The organism is Kitasatospora sp. NPDC056731 (assembly GCF_040687675.1).
GTDB lineage: Bacteria > Actinomycetota > Actinomycetes > Streptomycetales > Streptomycetaceae > Kitasatospora.
In genome coordinates, this window is the sequence record NZ_JBFBNR010000030.1 from 63,322 (window position 1) to 78,407 (window position 15,086).

The following is a 15,086-nucleotide window of genomic DNA, read 5'->3' on the forward strand; positions in this document are numbered from 1 at the left end:
TACCGCGCTGTGCGGGCGGGAGTCACGCGGTCCAGCGGTAGGTCATGTCCGGCTCGTTCTCCTCGTTGCGGCTGCCGTCGTTGGTGTCCACCACGACGAAGCCGTGCCGCTCGTAGAAGGCGCGCGCCTCGGTGTTCTTCTGGAAGACGTGCAGCGAGAGCTCCTGCGGGCTGGCCGACCTGACGGCCTCCAGCAGCACCGTCCCGATGCCGCGGCGGCGCGCCTCGGGGCGCAGGTAGAGGTGGTCGAGCAGGCTGCCGTCGAGCGAGGCGAAGCCCAGCACGGCCCCGGTCCCGGCGTCCTCGGCCAGCCACACCCGGGTGTCCGGGAGCACGACGTGGGTGATCCAGCTCAGGGTGGCCTCGTCACTGTGCAGACGGGGCAGGTACGGCATGGTCGCGGTGCGGGAGGCCAGGAAGACCTCGGTGACGACACCGGCGTCCTCGGCTACCGCGGCCCGCAGGCGGACGTTCGCGGTGAGCGGTCCGTCGGACTGCATCCACATCTCCTCAGTCAGGTGCGTGAAGGGGTGGTGGTGCCGCGGGTGACGACCGAAGGAGGAATACGTGATCAGCACCCGTCGCACACCGACGCTACGGTCGCGAACTACGGGTGATGGAGCCGAATTTCCCCCCGGATGGGCCGACATAGTGCGTCCCGGCGGCATTGATCTTCGAGCAACCTAACACCTGGTCATGGACAGGGGAACCCCCGAAAGCAGGTTCCTGACAAGTCGATTCTGCGGTTAGATGATCGCGCGGGCCCGGCCCCCGGGGAGCGAGGATTTCGGCGCACCGGGCGGTGACATTCCCCGACTTCCCTTGTACCTTCCCCGACGCCGAACTTCCCCTGGCTTCGCCCGACTTCCTCCGCCTTCCCCTGCACATCCCCTGCACTTCCTCTGCGCTTCCCCTGTACTTCCCCTGCCTTCCCCGACTCCCCGAAAGGAGCGCCCGCGTGGACACTCCTGCCGTCCGAATCAGCGGCGCGGTCAAGACGTTCGGTGCCACCACCGCGGTGGGCGGCCTGGACCTGGAAGTGCCGCCCGGCATGTTCCTCGGCCTGCTCGGGCCCAACGGCGCGGGCAAGTCCACCACCATGCGGATGCTCACCGGGCAGACCCGCGCGGACGCGGGCACCGTGGAGGTGTTCGGGCACCGGATGCCGGAGGACTCCCGCCGCGCCCGCTCCCTGGTCGGCGTCGTCCCGCAGCACGACAACATCGACCCCGAACTGACGGTGCGCCAGAATCTCGACGTCTTCGTCCGGTTCACGGCCCTGCCGCGCGAGCGCTACCGTGAGGCGGTCGACCAGGCACTGGCCGCCGTCCGGCTGACCGACCGCGCGAACACCCGCGCCGACGCGCTCTCCGGCGGCATGCGCCGACGGGTCCTGCTGGCCCGGGGCATCGTCAACAACCCGCGGCTGCTGCTCATGGACGAGCCCACCGTCGGCCTGGACCCGCAGATCCGGCAGGACCTGTGGGACGTCATCGACGGGATGCGCGAGAGCGGCACCACGGTGGTCATGTCGACCCACTACATCGAAGAGGCGGAACGGCTCGCCGACGAGGTGGCCGTGGTGACCGGCGGCCGGGTGATCGCCCGGGGCACCCCCGCCGAACTGCTGCGCGCGCACGCGGGCGCACAGGCCGCCGAGTACCGGGGCGACGCGGCCCGGCGCGAACTCGTCGAGGCCGAGGCCGCCCGGGCCGGACTGCCCAGCCGGCGGACCGGGCCGGCGGTCTCCGTCCTGCGCGCCGAGACCATCTCCGCGCAGCTGCGCGAGCGTCTCGGCCCGCCGGACGTGCTGCGCCCGACCTCCCTGGAGGACGTGTTCGTCGCGCTGACCGGAGAGCTGTTCGGCTGAGCCCGGGCCGGCCGCTCCCTCGCCCCCCCGCTCCCTGGCCTACCGCCCGCCTGATCGCCCGCCCGATCGCTCCCACAGAGAGGACACCCGATGACCACGGCGACGCCCACGCCCCGCACCGAGGCCCAGACCGGCCCCGCCCCAGGCCTCCCGCCCGCCCTGTGGCCGACCATGCGGGCGGTGTGGCTGCGCGAACTGCTGCTCTTCCGCCGCTACTGGCCCGCCATCACCTTCGGCTCGCTGATCGAGCCGCTGGTCTACATGACCGGCTTCGGCATCGGCTTCAGCCGGCTGATCGACTCGGTCCAGGGACACCCGTACCCGCAGTTCGTCGGCGTCGGCATGGTGGTCACCTCGGTGCTCTTCGCCTCGGCCTTCGCCGGGATGTTCGAGAGCTTCAACCGCCGCAAGTACCAGAAGATCTACGACGCCGTCCTGTGCCAGCCCGTCGACGTCTGGGAACTGGTCACGGCCGAGGCGTCCTGGATCGCCGTCAAGTCCTCCGTCTACGGCACCGCGCCGCTGCTGGTCTGCCTCGCCATCGGCCTGCCGCCGGGGCCGGAGCTGCTGCTGGTGCCGCTGGTGGCGCTGGTCTCCGGCTTCGCCTTCGCCCTGCTCGGCATGTGGGTGTCCTGCCTGGTGCCGGCGATCGACTGGCTGCGGCTCGTGGTGTCCGGCGTGCTCACACCGCTGGTGATGGCCGCGGGCGTGTTCTTCCCGCTGGACGGGCTGCCCGACTGGGTCCAGGGAGTGGCGGCCGTCAACCCGATCTACCACTGCACGCAGCTGGTGCGCCACGCCGCCTTCGGGACGCTCGGGGCGGGCGACGCCCTGCACGGGGCCGTCCTGGCCGCATTCGCCGTCCTCGCCTGGTTCCTGGCCGTCCGCGGGATGCGCCGCCGGCTCATCGACTGAACCGGCCCCGGACCCTCCCGGAGCAACACGAAGACCCGCAGACCCGCAACACGTAGACCGTGCAGCACGCAGACCAAGGAGAACCACCCCGATGACAGCCCGCGCCGCGAGCCCGCGCCGTTTCCTGATGTGCCGGCCCAGCCACTTCGGCGTCAGCTACTCCATCAACCCCTGGATGCACCCGGAGAAGCCGGTCGACGGCGCGCTCGCGCTCGCCCAGTGGACCAGGCTGCGCGACCTCTACCGCGAACTCGGCCACACCGTCGAGGAGATCGACCCGCTGCCCGGACTGCCCGACATGGTCTTCGCGGCCAACGGCGCGACCGTGGTCGACGGAAAGGTCCTGGGCGCGCGCTTCCGCCACGCCGAGCGCACCGCCGAGGGCCCGGCCTACCTGTCCTGGTTCCGCGAGCGGGGCTGGTCCGAACTGCTGTGGCCCGAGCACATCAACGAGGGCGAGGGCGACTACCTGCTGGTCGGCCGCCGGCTGCTGGCCGGCACGGGCTTCCGCACCGACCCGAGGTCGCACGCCGAGGCCCAGGAGTTCTTCGGCGTCCCGGTGACCAGCCTGACCCTGGTCGACCCGGAGTTCTACCACCTGGACACGGCGCTCGCCGTCCTCTCCGACGACGAGATCATGTACTACCCGGAGGCCTTCACCCCCGGCAGCCGGGCGGTACTGCGCGAACTGTTCCCGGACGCCATCCAGGCGACCGCCGAGGACGCCGCCGTCTTCGGCCTCAACGCGCTCTCCGACGGCCGCCACGTCCTGCTCCCCGAGTCGGCCACCCACCTGATCGGCGAACTGCGCCGACGCGGCTTCGAACCGATCGGCGTGGACCTCACCGAACTCCTCAAGGCGGGCGGCAGCGTCAAGTGCTGCACCCTGGAACTGCGCGGCCACTGACCGCACCGACAAGCCCACCGGTTTTCACCAAGCACGAGAGGACGACGTGGTGACGAATCCCTTCGACGACCCCGACGCCGACTACCTGGTCCTGGTCAACGGAGAGGGCCAGCACTCACTGTGGCCCGCCTTCGCCACCGTGCCCGAGGGCTGGAAGACGGTGTTCGGCGCAGCGCGACGCCAGGCCTGCCTCGACCACATCGAGCAGACCTGGCCCGACATCCGCCCCCGCACTCTGACCCACGACTGACCACCACACCGCCCCGCCCACCAGCGCAGCCGCCCCGCGCAGTGGCGGGGCGGCTGCGCTGGTGGGCTGGTGGACTGCCGTCCTGGAACGTGGTCCGGGGCGATGATCGGCCGGCGCTTGCCTACCGGTATCCGTCCGAAGATCAGAAGGGCGACCAGCCGCTCCAGTTGCCGGAGAGGTTGTTACGGGAGTTGACCCACTGCCTGCCGTCGGTGCCGATCGCCGAGATGGTGTAGCTGTCGGGGTTGGCCCACGTGCGGACGGCCGGTGTGTTGACCTGGAAGTGCCCCCCCATGCTCTTCCAGTCGCTCAGCCATGTCCCGTTCATCCCGTTCCAGCGGGTCCAGACCTGCCCGTCCGTGCCGATGACGAATATTTCGTCCTGGCCCTGGGGCAGGTGCAGCCATGCCTCGCCGTGGTTGGGGTCGTCCGAGGCACAGTAGAAGTCCCCGCCCCAGACGGAGTGGCAGATGCCGACCGTCGCCGTGCCCGCCTCCGCCGGGGCCGCCGCGAACGCGAGCGATCCCGAGACCGCTGCGGCCACCATCAGTGCCTTGATCCTGCTCCTCATGATCTGTCTCCTTCTTGCCGCCCCCGATGGGTCCGGGTGGTGGCATGTGTGGAACATGACATGGTTATTGGTGCTGTCGGGCGGCTCGGCCTGGGCTGTTCGAACGATCGGCCGGGACGCGTCTCACGCATCCTCACAATGGCAGCGGGTTCATGACAATCCCAGATTTCTGGGATGTCGATCCGACGAATCTCTGTGCTCGCCCCGGGCTCCGAGCGGCCTGCCCTCGTCGCCGAACCCTGACCCACGACTGACCACCGCACCGCCCCACCCACTCGCCCCGGCCGGTCGTGCCGCAGAAACGCAGCACCCCTCCCCGGCCTGCAGACGGCTGTCCCACGGGATGGCAGAGTTCCTGCTGGGGCCGCTGCGCGACGAGTTCGACGGATGGCCGATCAGGAAGCGGGCCGGGAGCTGCCGAAGGATACCCGGGAGTGACCGGCTGCGCCCGGTTGAGAACCTTTGGGGTGGGACGTTGTACACGGAGAGTCCGGTCAGGGAATCGGCGCGGGTGATGTGGGAGCACAAGGCGCTGCTGCTCCTGCCCGGGATCGCCGGCGTGGTGCTCGCCGGGTTGGTCGGGGCGCTCGCCTTGGGGGTGGCGGGGCTGTGGTCGGGGGCCGTCCTGGGGAACGTGGCATTGGTGGTGGTCGCGATCCTCGTCGTGGCGGTCTTCGCCACGTTCTTCAACGCGGTGCTGATCGTCGCGGCGGATGACGCGATGCGGGGGCGGCCGGTCGGGATCGGGGCCGGCTACGGGCGGGCGCTGCGGCGGCTGCCGGCGATCGTGGTGTGGGCGCTGGTCGGTGTGGTGGTGATCTTCTTCGGGTCGCTGCTGCTGGTCGGGATCCCGTGGGCGATGGCCTCCTACCTGGTACTGCCGGCGATGATGATCGACGGCATCGGGGTCCGTGAGGCGATGCGGACTTCCCGGCAGGCGTTCCGCGCCCACGGCGGGGATACCGCGCGCAGTTCGACCTGGATCGCTCTGCCCGTCACGCTGTCCTTCTTTCCGTCGGTGGCGGTCTTCGGCGTGGGCCTCACGGCGGTCGACCGGGTCTTCGGGGTGCTGGCCATGGCGGGCTCCACCCTGTGGCTGGCGGTCGCCGTGACCGTGATGGCGACCCTCTCCGGGATGTTCCGGGTGCGCCATTACCGCGAGTTGACGGGACGACCGGCCACGGCGCCAACGCTTCCTGCTCTGCACGTTTCGCCGGTGGAGTAGCGCGGGTGGTCGGCGGCCGTCGACCACCCGCGCTCTCGTACTCACCGGGGAGGCGGCGTCGAATGACGTACGCGGTCGGCCGGTGCTACTTGGAGTCGACCCGGCCGAGCGGGTCGGCTTCGGCTGACAGTGCGTCGCTTGCCGCCTGCCAGGCGGGGTCGCCGGGGTGGAGCGCGGTGCGCAGGTAGGCCCAGGTGAGTCGTTGGAGCAGCGCGACCCGTGCGGGGTTCTCGTCCGTGGTCTCGGCGACGTCGTATCCGGAGATCCCGCCGAGTCCGTGCTCCGCGTCGAACAGGGTGAGCAGCGACTTGGGGCCGGGGGAGAGGGTGTACGGATCGGTGTGCCAGTCCGGGCCCCGGACCGTCAGGTGGGCGGAGGCGTCCTTGTCCCCGGCGACCACGAGCGTGGGCGTCGTCATCCGGGAGAAGTCCGGGGTCGAGAGGAAGGGGTAGTTCTCGGCCACCTGCGGGGTGAGGGCGTCGCCGCCCCTGCCGGGTGCGGCCAGGAGGACACCCGCCGTGATCCGGGGCTCGGCCAGGTTCACGGTTGTCCCGTCGTCGGGGTCGGTGAGCCGGGCGCCCAGCAGCAGGCTCGCGGTGTGCCCGCCCATCGAGTGTCCGGCGACGGCGACCCTGCCGTGGTCCAGGCGTCCGAGGAGCTGGGGGACGGCGGCCTCGATCGCGTCGAGCCGGTCGAGGATGTGCGTCATGTCCTCGGCCCGGGACCGCCAGTACATGGGCGCCCCGGGGGTGTTGGGGGCGAGGTCCAGCGTCGTCGAGCTGAGGTGGGTGGGCTGGATCACGGCGAAGCCGTGCGCGGCCCAGAAGTTGACGAGGGGGGCGTAGCCGTTCAGCGAGGAGAGGTTGTTCGAGTGGCCCTGGCCGTGGGAGAGGAGGACGACCGGCAGGTCGGTCCCGGTCAGTGGCGCGGAGACCCGCACCTCCAGGTCCACGGCCCGGCCGGGCACCGGCAGGACGACCGGACTGACGGAGAGGACGGGGACGGGGGCGGGCGGGCCGAAGGTGTCGGCCGGGTGCGTCGATTCGCTCATGGTGCGCATGTCCCTTCGGGGGCCTCTCCTCGTCGGGCCTGAGCGGCCGGCGGCGGGGGAGGCGGTCGGGAGCGTCCGGTTTCGGCTATGCTGAAACCGGAACCTTGTTCCACTTACTATACGGAACATTGTTCCGCTTAGTCAACGGCCAATGGTCATCGGTCATCGGCTGTCGGAAGGAGAACGTCGTGTCCACTGCGGGCCAGTCCAGGGAGACCCAGCCAGGGGAGACTCAGTCAGGGGAGGTCCGATCCGGGGAGGTCCGATCCGGGGAGTCGCCAGCCAGGGGAAGGCGGGCCGACGCGCAGCGCAACCGGCAGACGCTACTGGCCGCCGCCGCCGAGGTGTTCGTCTCCTCCGGCGTCGACGCGCCGATCCGCGAGATCGCGGCCAGGGCGGGCGTCGGAACGGGGACGATCTACCGCCACTTCCCGACCCGCGCGGATCTCGTCGTCGCCGTCTACCGCCACCAGGTCGAGGCCTGCGCCGAAGCCGGCCCGGCCCTGCTCGCCGAGGCCGACTCCCCGTTCGCGGCACTTCGCCAATGGGTCGACCTCTTCGTCGACTTCCTGGTCACCAAGCACGGACTCGCCAACGCGCTGCAATCGGACGGCAGCGGCTTCGACGCGCTGCACGCCTACTTCCTCGACCGCCTGGTGCCCGTCTGCGCCCAACTGCTCGCCGCCGCGGCCGAGGCCGGCGAGATCAGGCCCGGAACGCAGGCCTACGAACTGATGCGCGGCATCGGCAACCTCTGCGCCGGCCGCGACGGCGACCCCCGCTACGACCCCCGCCGCCTGGTCGACCTGCTCCTCCAGGGTCTCCAGCGACCCCCGTCATCCTGACGCGCGAGGGCCTTCCGCAACCGCGAGCTCCCCGGTTCAGCCCGTCCTGGCCAGCATGGCGTGGACGGACCTGATCACCACGTCGGGGCGGTCGAGCGGGACGTCGTGCGAGCTGTTGTCGGCCACGACCAGGTCGCGGTCGGGGGCGGCGTGAGCGAACGCCGCCTGCGCGTCGCGCCAGAGCTGGGCATCCTGCGGCGAGGTCCCGAACGGTGTCCTGGCCGAGGCGATGACCGTCGCCGGAAGGTCCTGAGGCCAGGACGCCTGGTGGTACGCGCGGTGCATGGCCGCGTAGTCCTGTGCCACGGAGAGCAGTTGGCGGGTCTGGGGGGTGGAGGGCTGGGACGCGAGGGCGGCGACCTGGTCCTTGTTCGCGGCCACGACCCGGTCGATCTCGCCGTCGGTGTAGAAGTCGGGCAGGCTGGCGTCGATCAGAACCGCACCCCCGACCCACCCGGGGTGGCTGCGCACGAAGTAGGTGGCGATCTCCCCGGCCTCCGAGTGCGAAGCCAGGACCACGTGACGCGTGGCGCCTGCCGCCGTCAGCACCGCCGCCAGATCCGACACGGCGTCGTCGACCCGCCACGGTCCGGCCACCTCCTCGCTGGCACCCAGACCGGCCCGGTCGTACGTGATGATCTCCGCACCGGTGTCCTTGGCCAGGGCCGGCACCAAGTCCTTCCAGTAGGACGAGTCCTGCCCGCCGCCGGCATCCAGCACGACCGCCGGCAGACGGCCGGGCGTGACATGGAAGACCAGCCGGTGCCCGTTGTTGACGACCGTCCGGGCGGAACCGCCGGAGCCGTCGGAGTCGCTGGAGCCGTCGGAACCGGCGGAGCCGGCCGCCGAACCGGGCGAGCCGACCGCACCCGGCACGCGGGACGTGCCGCACGCGGCCGCGCTTCCCAGTGCGAGAGCGGCGGTGGCGAGCAGGAGCACTGCTCGCCGACTGCGTGACGTCATGATCCGTCCTCCGATTGCATGATGAAGGCGCGTCAGGACAAGTCACCCGCCACCGACGCCCGGCCTTCGCCTCTACGAGACGACCACCAGTCTTCGCCGCCGCCCCGCCCCCGGTCGATGCGACCAACCCCCCGACACCCCCGGGGGCTCCCCCCACCACCCACACCAGGGCGCACCCCCGAGCCGCGTCCGGCAGGAGGACCCGGTATCGCGGCAGTGCACGTCACCGTGTGGCGGCGGCTGCGGCAGTCCGAGGTGGAAGTCGACTCCGTACGCGTCGCGCACCCGCTCGCCGCCCTCCCCGGTCGCGACGGCGGCGAACTCCTCACGGACCGGCTCGAACCCGGGCCTGCACGACCGCGCACCTCGCCCCGGGCCTGGCCGACCGCGTTGAGATGGTCCGGCGGAGTGACTATCTTCGTGAGGTGAGTGAACGTGTGATGCAAGAGCCCACCCTGATGGTGCTGACCGCCCTCGCGGACGCGCCCCGGCACGGATACGCCATCGCGCAGGAGGTCAAGACGATGACCGGCGGCCGGGTCGCGCTGCGTACGGGTGCGCTGTACGGAGCCCTGGACCGGCTGCTGGCCGACGGTCTGATCGACATCGACCGCGAGGAGATCGTCGACGGCCGGGCCCGGCGGATCTTCACCCTGTCCCCGGCGGGGCGGGAGCGGCTCGCGGTGGAGGCCGAGCGCCTGGCCGCGGCGGCGAAGGAGGCGACTCGCCGCCTGTCCATCGCCGAGCCGCCGGCGGCCTCCGCATGATCGAGCGCGTCCTGCGGCTCTATCCCGCCGCCTACCGCCGGGCCCACGGCGGGGAGATCGTCGCGACCTTCCGCGAGATGACCGCGGGCGAGCCGCTGGGCTCGCGGCTGCGGGAGGGCGCGGGTCTGGCGGCGCACGCGACGAGGATGCGGATGGGGCTGGGCACGGCCGCGCCCGTCGTGAAGGTCCTCGCGCTGGCGTACCCCTTCGCGCTGGCCGCCGCGGCCGCCGCTTGCGGCCTGCACCTGCTGACCTGGTACGCCGGTGTCGTCTCCTCGCCCGCCCCGCTGGGGGTACGACTCGGAACCGACCTGTCGGGGGCGTGGGGCGCGCTGCTCGTGTCGTCGCTGGTCGTGGTCGCGGGGTCGGTGGCGGCGCTGGCCGGCCGGTGGCGCGTGGGGGTGCCCTGCGCGGTGGCCGGGCTGCTCTCCTTCGCGGCGGCCGCGGTGGTCAGCGGGCGGGCGTTCGGTGATCCGGTGGTCACCCCGGCCGCGATGGTCCTGGCGGCGGCTGTGCTGCTCGCCTGCCCGCAGGACCGGCGGGCGGAGGGCGTCGCGGCGGGGCGGGCGGGCGCGGCCGGTGCCGTGGTCGCGCTCGTGGTCGTGCCACGGGCGGCCATCGCCTCGCACGGGGTGCCGTGGGTCAGCACCGACTACGGGTGCTGGCCGCTGGTCGTCCTGGCCGCGACCGGTGTCGCGCTGACCTGGTCCAGCGGATCGCGGGGCGGCCGCGAACTGGCGGCGATGGCCCTGGCCTCCCCGCCGCTGCTCGCCCACGCCTACACGGTGGCGTGGGGCGAGGCGGCTGTCGTCGCGTGCCTGGCGGCCGCGTTGCCGGCCACCGCGGTGGCCGCCGGGCTCGCCGGCCGCCTGAGGCGAAGCGGCCGCATCCTCCGCTGAACGGCCTGCCGCGGCTGGTGAACTTGACGGGGTGATGTCGGAGCCGATTTCTTCGGAATGGCTGGGGCGCTGGCTCACCTTCCGCCCGGGAGCAGATGCTTCAGGCAGCACGAGGGCCCAGCCGCAACCAGCGGCTGGGCCCTCTTCGCATCCCCGTTCAGCCTGGCTGCGAGCTGCTTGACGTCGGGTGCGAGGTGTCCGTCCTACGGGTCGGATCGACGTCGGCCGGGATGCGCGGTGCGTCGAGCGGATGGTCGGCGTACGGGTCGGGCGAGCGGGTCAGCTCTTTCCGTCCTCGGCCCAGGTGATGTCCATCTGGTCGATGAAGTAGCGGCCGTCGAAGCAGAGGAAGACCTTGGACGTGGTGTCGTTGTCCGCGATCCAGGTCTTGTTCCACTGCACGACGGTGCCGGCGCCGTCGCGCTTGGGGAAGTAGAGGCCCTCGCGGCGTTCGGGCTGGTTGTAGAAGGCGTGCCCGTTGGGCAGCCGGTACGGCGTCCGGAAGATGGCGTCGTGGCCGCCGATGCGGTCGAAGAGCGCGGCGGGGAAGTTGGTGCGGGCGACGAGCTTCGGAGGGACGTAGTGGACATCGACCTCGTCGGCGTCCACGTAGCGGGCGGGTTCCCCCGGCAGCCGGTGGAAGGCCCTGCGCACGGCGCCCGCGGTGTCGTAGCTGTCCGTGAAGGTCACGAGGCTTCCCTCCCGCCCCTCCTTGTACCAGTCGCCCTGGGAGTACTGGTCGAAGTCGAAGGTGCCGATGCGGGTGCCCGGGGCGAGGAGCTCGCCGGGGACCTCCCGGAAGCTGGTCTCGTCGAAGATCTGCTCGATGGTTCGCACGTGCTTCTCGTAGCGGCGGGCCGGCACCCGGACCCGTCCCGTCCCCACCGGGAGGTCGGTGGCCTTCGGCGCCGGAGCGGGTGCGGGCTTCGGCGGCGGGACGGGCGCGGGCGCCCAGGCGGTGCAGGACCGGTCCTCGGCCCCGGCACCCTTCTCCAGGACCAGCGGTCCGCCCGGCCGTTCGGCGGCCGGGTCGGCCAGGCCGAGGAGGCAGTTGGAGGAGTCGTGGAGGGCCATCAGCCGACCGGTGTCGCGCTGGACGAAGGCCCGCCACGCCTGCCGCCAGTACGAGGAATCGCTGCCGGTGTCGGGGAACTTGGGCCGCAGGGTGACCGTGGCACCCCGGCTCGATTCCTCGGCGGTCAGGTAGAGGCCGGTGGCGACGTGCCGGATCCGGTGGTTGATCACCCGGAACCGCTCGGCCACCCACTGCTCGCCGTCACCACCGGTCTCGGGTCCGAGCACCACGGGGGTGCCCTCCGGGCTCCCCGCCGGGGCACCCGCCACCAGGCCGGGAATGCGGTGCAGGCGCAATACGAAGGTCTCGGCGGGCCAGTCGACCAGCATCGTGAACAGCCTCTCGGTAGTCGAATATGACATGACGTCACAACATGATCACCTGATCGGGTGGGGATGCGCCATGGCGTACGGCACACCGCGGGCGCCGCACCAGGAGGCTGCGCTCCGGCACCCGCCGAAGGCCACCCGCCGAAGGCCGCCGGCGGGTCGGGCCCCGGCAGCTGTCCGGCTGGGACCGGGCTGAACGCGCGCTGCTGGCGCTGGTGGCCGAGCGCCGCATGAGCAACGCTGGTGATGCGCGGTGAGAGGGTCCCGGACGGGGGCGCTGGCTGGGCAGCCCGATCGCCGCCTGGCCGGCGGCCGGGGCCGCCGCCGCGGTCGTGGCGGAACCGGCGGAGGCGCTGGGCCGTGGCGGAAGGGGAGTACGTCAAGGTGCGGTAGTCGTCACGGACGGCACACTGCACCGGGTGTCGGTCGCGGTACGCGTTCCCCGCGTACGGCGGCCGGCGGCGTTGCGGAGCGGTCGCGGGTGGCTGGACCTCGGGCGGGGGCGTCGGGCGGGGCCGTCAGGGCGCCGGGCTCTGCGCGCCCTCGACGTCGGCGAGCAGTTTGCGCAGGAGCCCGTCCAGGGTGGCGCGTTCCTTGCCCGAGAGGGCGGAGAGCAGCGCGGTCTCGTTGGCCGCGTGGTCGGTGAAGGCGGCGTCCACGAGGGCTCGTCCGGCCGGGGTGAGGGCGATGCGGACGCTGCGCCGGTCCGCCGGGTCGGTGCGGCGTTCCACCAGGCCCGCCGATTCCAGCCGGTCGATCCGGCTGGTCATGCCGGCCCGTGACATCAGCAGCAGCGCGGCGAGTTCGGAGGGCGTCAGTTCGTACGGCGTACCGGAGCGGCGCAGGGTGGCGAGAACGTCGAACTCGCCGCGCTGGAGGCCGTGTTGCTTGAACACCTCTTCGACGACCCGGCCCGCGAGCAGCGCGAGGCGGCCGAGGCGGCCGACGGTGCCGACCGCCGCCAGGTCGAGGTCCGGTCGCTCCCGGCTCCACTGGTCGAGCATGACGTCCACGTGATCCATGGGGGCATGTTATTCGATGGGAGATAGTTAGACGTAGTACTATCAGTCACGGAACTATCGGAGCGCTCACTGTAGGGAGAGGCCAATGACGTTGATCGGACCGGAAGCCGTGGTGGTGCGGGGCGACGAAGCCGAGACCGTCGGAATGCTCGGCGGCAAGGGGCGGCTGCTGGCGGACTCCAGCGCCACCGGCGGCGCCCTGAGCACCCTGCGCGTCACGCTGGGGCGCGGCAAGGACGGCGCCACCCCGCACTACCACGGGGGCTCCTCGGAGCTGTTCTTCGTCGTCGACGGCTCGGCCCAGGTGCTGGTCGGGAACGAGGTGGTCACCGCCCGCAGCGGCGACCTCGTGGTGGTGCCGCCCCATCTGCCGCATGCCTTCGCGGCGGCGCCGGACTCCGGGGCGGACCTGCTGATCGTGATCACCCCCGGGGTGGAGCGCTTCGACTACTTCCGCCTGCTGGAGCGCATCCGCGCGGGCGAGGCGACGGTCGAGGAACTGCTCGCCAAGCAGGACCTCTTCGACAACCACTTCCTGGAGTCGCCGAGTTGGCGCGACGCCCGGGAGGAAGCCGCCCGGTCCGAGCCGTAGACCGCCCGGCACCGAGCTCGGCCCGACACCAGGGAAGGAACCCCGTGACCGACACCCGCACCATCACCAACCCGCCCGGCCTGCACGACCCGACGCCGTTCGGCTACAGCCACGCCGCCTCCGCGCCCGGCGAACCGGTGTTCATCGGCGGCCAGTACGCCTCCGACGCCAGCGGTCAGGTCGTGCCCGGCGACTTCGCCGCCCAGGCGGAGCTCGCCCTCGCCAACCTGCGCACCGCGCTCGCCGGGGTCGGCCTCGGCTTCGAGCACGTGGTCCGGCTCGGCTCGTACATCGTCGACCACGACCCGGAGAAGCTGGCCGTCCTCGGCAAGGCCCTGGCCGGGGCCTGGGGCGACCGGCTGCCCGCGCAGACGCTCAGCGGGGTCGCCTCGCTCGCCCTGCCGGGGATGCTCTTCGAGATCGATGCGGTCGCCGTCCGGCCGACGCCGGGGGCAGCGGGCTGACCCACCCGCGCGCAGGGGTCCCGCCGGTCGGTGGGACCCCTCGCCGTGCCGCCGCCGTTCGAGCCGGCGCGGACCGCTCACACGGCCCGGGTCGCCGCGCACAGCCGTCGTTCCACGGTGTCGGGGCCGTCGCCGAGGAACAGCACCCGCAGGAACGGGCCCTCATCGGTGGCGGCCGTGTCGAGGATCCGGAGCAGGGTCGGATGCCGAGCCAACCGCGGTAGCCCACGCGGGTTCGAGTGCGATCTCGTCCAGGAGTCTCGGAACCTGCGCGCTTCGGCCGGTACGGACAGCAAGGGATGACGCGGTGCTTCCGCCAGAGGCTATTAGTCCGTTTGACGTAGCATTCCGTTCGACGGACTATTGGGGTCTGTGCGAGAGGATGCTCATGCCGTTCACCCTGGCCCACCCCGCGGCCGTACTGCCGTTGCTGCGGAGGCCCTTCAGTCGGGCCGCGCTGGTCGCCGGAGCCGTCGCACCGGACCTGCCCTACTTCGTCGTCACCACGGGACTGCCCGTCAGCGCACAGTCCTGGTACGAACCCTTCGTCAACGCCACGACCTCGCACAGCGCCCCGGGCGCCGTCACCGTCGCCCTGCCGTACGCCCTCGCCCTGTGGGCGCTGCTCCGCGCCGGCCATCGCCCGCTGGCGTCCCTGCTGCCGGTGCCGGCACCGGTGCCCGTCACTCCGTCGCGGCGGCTCCGCACTGCCGGCGCGCCGGCGCGGCGAGCCGGGTGGATCGTGCTGTCCGCCCTGATCGGCATCGCCACGCACCTGGTCTGGGACGCCTTCACCCACTTCGACGGCTTCGTGGTCACCCGTACGCCCTGGCTCAACTCCACGCTGGTGGGCAGCCTCACCTGGGCGCGGGCGTTGCAGCACGCGAGCACGATCGGCGGGCTGGCCGCCATCGCGGTGTACGGGTGGCCGAGGCGGGCCCGCCTCCTCGCCGGTGAGGGCCGCACGAAGCCCGGCAGCGCGCTCCGGCGCCCCGTCCTCCTCGCCATGGCCCTGGTCACGGTCGTCGGAGCCGTCGCCCACGCCTGGCGGTGGCTCGCCGGCCCGGAGGCGGCGACGGACGGGCTGCCGCTGGGCGCCGTGATCGAAGGGGTGCTGTCCGACGCGGCGAAGGGCGCGGGCGCCGGCCTGATCGGCAGCCTGACCCTGTACGTCCTCATGTGGTGGAGTCGGCGCGCCCTCACGGCAACCCGCCTTCGCAGGGTCAGAGTTGACACAGTATGCCCGGGCCCGCAGGGAGAACCCGGGGCCGTTGGCCGACAATCGGAACACCAGCCAGAGGCTGATGGCCGGTTCGGCACCCGGCCGACCAGATGAGGGGAA

17 protein-coding genes and 1 pseudogene are annotated in these 15,086 nt (G+C 72.0%); 11 read left to right on the forward strand and 7 right to left on the reverse strand.

Annotation, left to right across the window (positions count from 1 at the left end; all coding sequences use genetic code 11):
• Positions 1-22: 22 nt before the first annotated feature.
• The gene (locus tag AB0R04_RS26940; RefSeq protein WP_063352790.1) at positions 23-499 is read right to left on the reverse strand and encodes a GNAT family N-acetyltransferase; all 477 of its coding nucleotides are present in this window, start codon (positions 497-499) and stop codon (positions 23-25) included.
• A gap of 458 nt (positions 500-957) precedes the next feature.
• On the opposite strand from AB0R04_RS26940, the gene AB0R04_RS26945 reads away from it, so the two are divergent.
• The 4 genes and pseudogenes from AB0R04_RS26945 to AB0R04_RS26960 all read left to right on the forward strand — a co-directional run bounded on the left by AB0R04_RS26945 (position 958) and on the right by AB0R04_RS26960 (position 3,941).
• Positions 958-1,869 carry an ABC transporter ATP-binding protein gene (locus tag AB0R04_RS26945; RefSeq protein ID WP_363375621.1) on the forward strand — a complete coding sequence of 304 codons (912 nt, stop codon included), beginning with the start codon at positions 958-960 and terminating at the stop codon, positions 1,867-1,869.
• A 90-nt stretch (positions 1,870-1,959) separates the two neighbouring features.
• Positions 1,960-2,784, forward strand: coding sequence for an ABC transporter permease (locus AB0R04_RS26950; protein ID WP_363375624.1), 825 nt, complete (start codon positions 1,960-1,962; stop codon positions 2,782-2,784).
• A gap of 85 nt (positions 2,785-2,869) precedes the next feature.
• A pseudogene (gene ddaH / locus AB0R04_RS26955) lies at positions 2,870-3,691 on the forward strand (dimethylargininase); the annotation flags it as partial.
• A gap of 49 nt (positions 3,692-3,740) precedes the next feature.
• Positions 3,741-3,941 carry an MbtH family protein gene (locus tag AB0R04_RS26960; RefSeq protein WP_363375627.1) on the forward strand — a complete coding sequence of 67 codons (201 nt, stop codon included), beginning with the start codon at positions 3,741-3,743 and terminating at the stop codon, positions 3,939-3,941.
• A gap of 142 nt (positions 3,942-4,083) precedes the next feature.
• Here the strand turns inward: AB0R04_RS26960 and AB0R04_RS26965 are convergent, their stop codons facing one another.
• Complete coding sequence (locus tag AB0R04_RS26965; RefSeq protein ID WP_363375629.1) at positions 4,084-4,512, reverse strand: hypothetical protein; 429 nt, start codon at positions 4,510-4,512, stop codon at positions 4,084-4,086.
• A gap of 343 nt (positions 4,513-4,855) precedes the next feature.
• Between AB0R04_RS26965 and AB0R04_RS26970 the strand changes: the two genes are divergently transcribed.
• A complete protein-coding gene (locus AB0R04_RS26970; RefSeq protein WP_363375632.1) occupies positions 4,856-5,737 on the forward strand; it encodes a hypothetical protein in 882 nt (293 codons plus the stop codon).
• Positions 5,738-5,822: 85 nt separating this feature from the next.
• Here the strand turns inward: AB0R04_RS26970 and AB0R04_RS26975 are convergent, their stop codons facing one another.
• Positions 5,823-6,788 carry a chlorophyllase gene (locus tag AB0R04_RS26975; RefSeq protein ID WP_363375634.1) on the reverse strand — a complete coding sequence of 322 codons (966 nt, stop codon included), beginning with the start codon at positions 6,786-6,788 and terminating at the stop codon, positions 5,823-5,825.
• 326 nt (positions 6,789-7,114) lie between these two features.
• Between AB0R04_RS26975 and AB0R04_RS26980 the strand changes: the two genes are divergently transcribed.
• Complete coding sequence (locus tag AB0R04_RS26980; RefSeq protein WP_363375697.1) at positions 7,115-7,633, forward strand: TetR/AcrR family transcriptional regulator; 519 nt, start codon at positions 7,115-7,117, stop codon at positions 7,631-7,633.
• A 36-nt stretch (positions 7,634-7,669) separates the two neighbouring features.
• Here AB0R04_RS26980 and AB0R04_RS26985 read toward each other — a convergent pair whose 3' ends face one another.
• Positions 7,670-8,596: an alpha/beta hydrolase gene (locus AB0R04_RS26985; protein WP_363375637.1), complete on the reverse strand. Its 927-nt coding sequence runs from the start codon at positions 8,594-8,596 to the stop codon at positions 7,670-7,672.
• A 425-nt stretch (positions 8,597-9,021) separates the two neighbouring features.
• Between AB0R04_RS26985 and AB0R04_RS26990 the strand changes: the two genes are divergently transcribed.
• Together AB0R04_RS26990 and AB0R04_RS26995 are read left to right on the forward strand one after the other, a co-directional pair.
• Positions 9,022-9,363, forward strand: coding sequence for a PadR family transcriptional regulator (locus AB0R04_RS26990; protein ID WP_363375639.1), 342 nt, complete (start codon positions 9,022-9,024; stop codon positions 9,361-9,363).
• Positions 9,360-10,262: a hypothetical protein gene (locus AB0R04_RS26995; RefSeq protein ID WP_363375642.1), complete on the forward strand. Its 903-nt coding sequence runs from the start codon at positions 9,360-9,362 to the stop codon at positions 10,260-10,262. Before AB0R04_RS26990 ends, AB0R04_RS26995 begins: the two co-directional genes overlap by 4 nt.
• A 279-nt stretch (positions 10,263-10,541) precedes the next feature.
• On the opposite strand, the gene AB0R04_RS27000 is transcribed toward AB0R04_RS26995, so the two are convergent.
• Together AB0R04_RS27000 and AB0R04_RS27005 are read right to left on the reverse strand one after the other, a co-directional pair.
• Positions 10,542-11,699 carry a hypothetical protein gene (locus AB0R04_RS27000; RefSeq protein WP_363375645.1) on the reverse strand — a complete coding sequence of 386 codons (1,158 nt, stop codon included), beginning with the start codon at positions 11,697-11,699 and terminating at the stop codon, positions 10,542-10,544.
• A 485-nt stretch (positions 11,700-12,184) separates the two neighbouring features.
• Positions 12,185-12,688 (reverse strand): MarR family transcriptional regulator, encoded by a 504-nt coding sequence (locus AB0R04_RS27005; RefSeq protein WP_363375647.1) that lies wholly within the window; start codon positions 12,686-12,688, stop codon positions 12,185-12,187.
• 85 nt (positions 12,689-12,773) lie between these two features.
• On the opposite strand from AB0R04_RS27005, the gene AB0R04_RS27010 reads away from it, so the two are divergent.
• Together AB0R04_RS27010 and AB0R04_RS27015 are read left to right on the forward strand one after the other, a co-directional pair.
• Positions 12,774-13,280 carry a cupin domain-containing protein gene (locus AB0R04_RS27010; protein WP_063352400.1) on the forward strand — a complete coding sequence of 169 codons (507 nt, stop codon included), beginning with the start codon at positions 12,774-12,776 and terminating at the stop codon, positions 13,278-13,280.
• Between the two features lie 44 nt (positions 13,281-13,324).
• On the forward strand, positions 13,325-13,744 hold the full coding sequence (locus AB0R04_RS27015) for a RidA family protein (RefSeq protein WP_363375650.1): 420 nt from the start codon (positions 13,325-13,327) through the stop codon (positions 13,742-13,744).
• Positions 13,745-13,821: 77 nt separating this feature from the next.
• Here AB0R04_RS27015 and AB0R04_RS27020 read toward each other — a convergent pair whose 3' ends face one another.
• Entirely contained in the window at positions 13,822-13,959 is a 138-nt protein-coding gene (locus AB0R04_RS27020; RefSeq protein ID WP_363375652.1) for a hypothetical protein, read from the reverse strand.
• Between the two features lie 173 nt (positions 13,960-14,132).
• Here AB0R04_RS27020 and AB0R04_RS27025 point away from each other — a divergent pair, with 173 nt between their 5' ends.
• Positions 14,133-15,080 (forward strand): DUF4184 family protein, encoded by a 948-nt coding sequence (locus AB0R04_RS27025; RefSeq protein WP_363375655.1) that lies wholly within the window; start codon positions 14,133-14,135, stop codon positions 15,078-15,080.
• The last annotated feature ends 6 nt before the right edge of the window (positions 15,081-15,086 follow it).

Coding starts and splice junctions, on each gene's coding strand:
- AB0R04_RS26965 (WP_363375629.1), bottom strand. CDS start 4,512: ATGAGGAGCAGGATCAAGGCACTGATGGTGGCCGCAGCGGTCTCGGGA.
- AB0R04_RS26985 (WP_363375637.1), bottom strand. CDS start 8,596: ATGACGTCACGCAGTCGGCGAGCAGTGCTCCTGCTCGCCACCGCCGCT.
- AB0R04_RS27025 (WP_363375655.1), top strand. CDS start 14,133: ATGCCGTTCACCCTGGCCCACCCCGCGGCCGTACTGCCGTTGCTGCGG.
- AB0R04_RS27000 (WP_363375645.1), bottom strand. CDS start 11,699: ATGTCATATTCGACTACCGAGAGGCTGTTCACGATGCTGGTCGACTGG.
- AB0R04_RS27005 (WP_363375647.1), bottom strand. CDS start 12,688: ATGGATCACGTGGACGTCATGCTCGACCAGTGGAGCCGGGAGCGACCG.
- AB0R04_RS26995 (WP_363375642.1), top strand. CDS start 9,360: ATGATCGAGCGCGTCCTGCGGCTCTATCCCGCCGCCTACCGCCGGGCC.
- AB0R04_RS26970 (WP_363375632.1), top strand. CDS start 4,856: ATGGCAGAGTTCCTGCTGGGGCCGCTGCGCGACGAGTTCGACGGATGG.
- AB0R04_RS27010 (WP_063352400.1), top strand. CDS start 12,774: ATGACGTTGATCGGACCGGAAGCCGTGGTGGTGCGGGGCGACGAAGCC.
- AB0R04_RS26950 (WP_363375624.1), top strand. CDS start 1,960: ATGACCACGGCGACGCCCACGCCCCGCACCGAGGCCCAGACCGGCCCC.
- AB0R04_RS26975 (WP_363375634.1), bottom strand. CDS start 6,788: ATGAGCGAATCGACGCACCCGGCCGACACCTTCGGCCCGCCCGCCCCC.
- AB0R04_RS26940 (WP_063352790.1), bottom strand. CDS start 499: ATGCAGTCCGACGGACCGCTCACCGCGAACGTCCGCCTGCGGGCCGCG.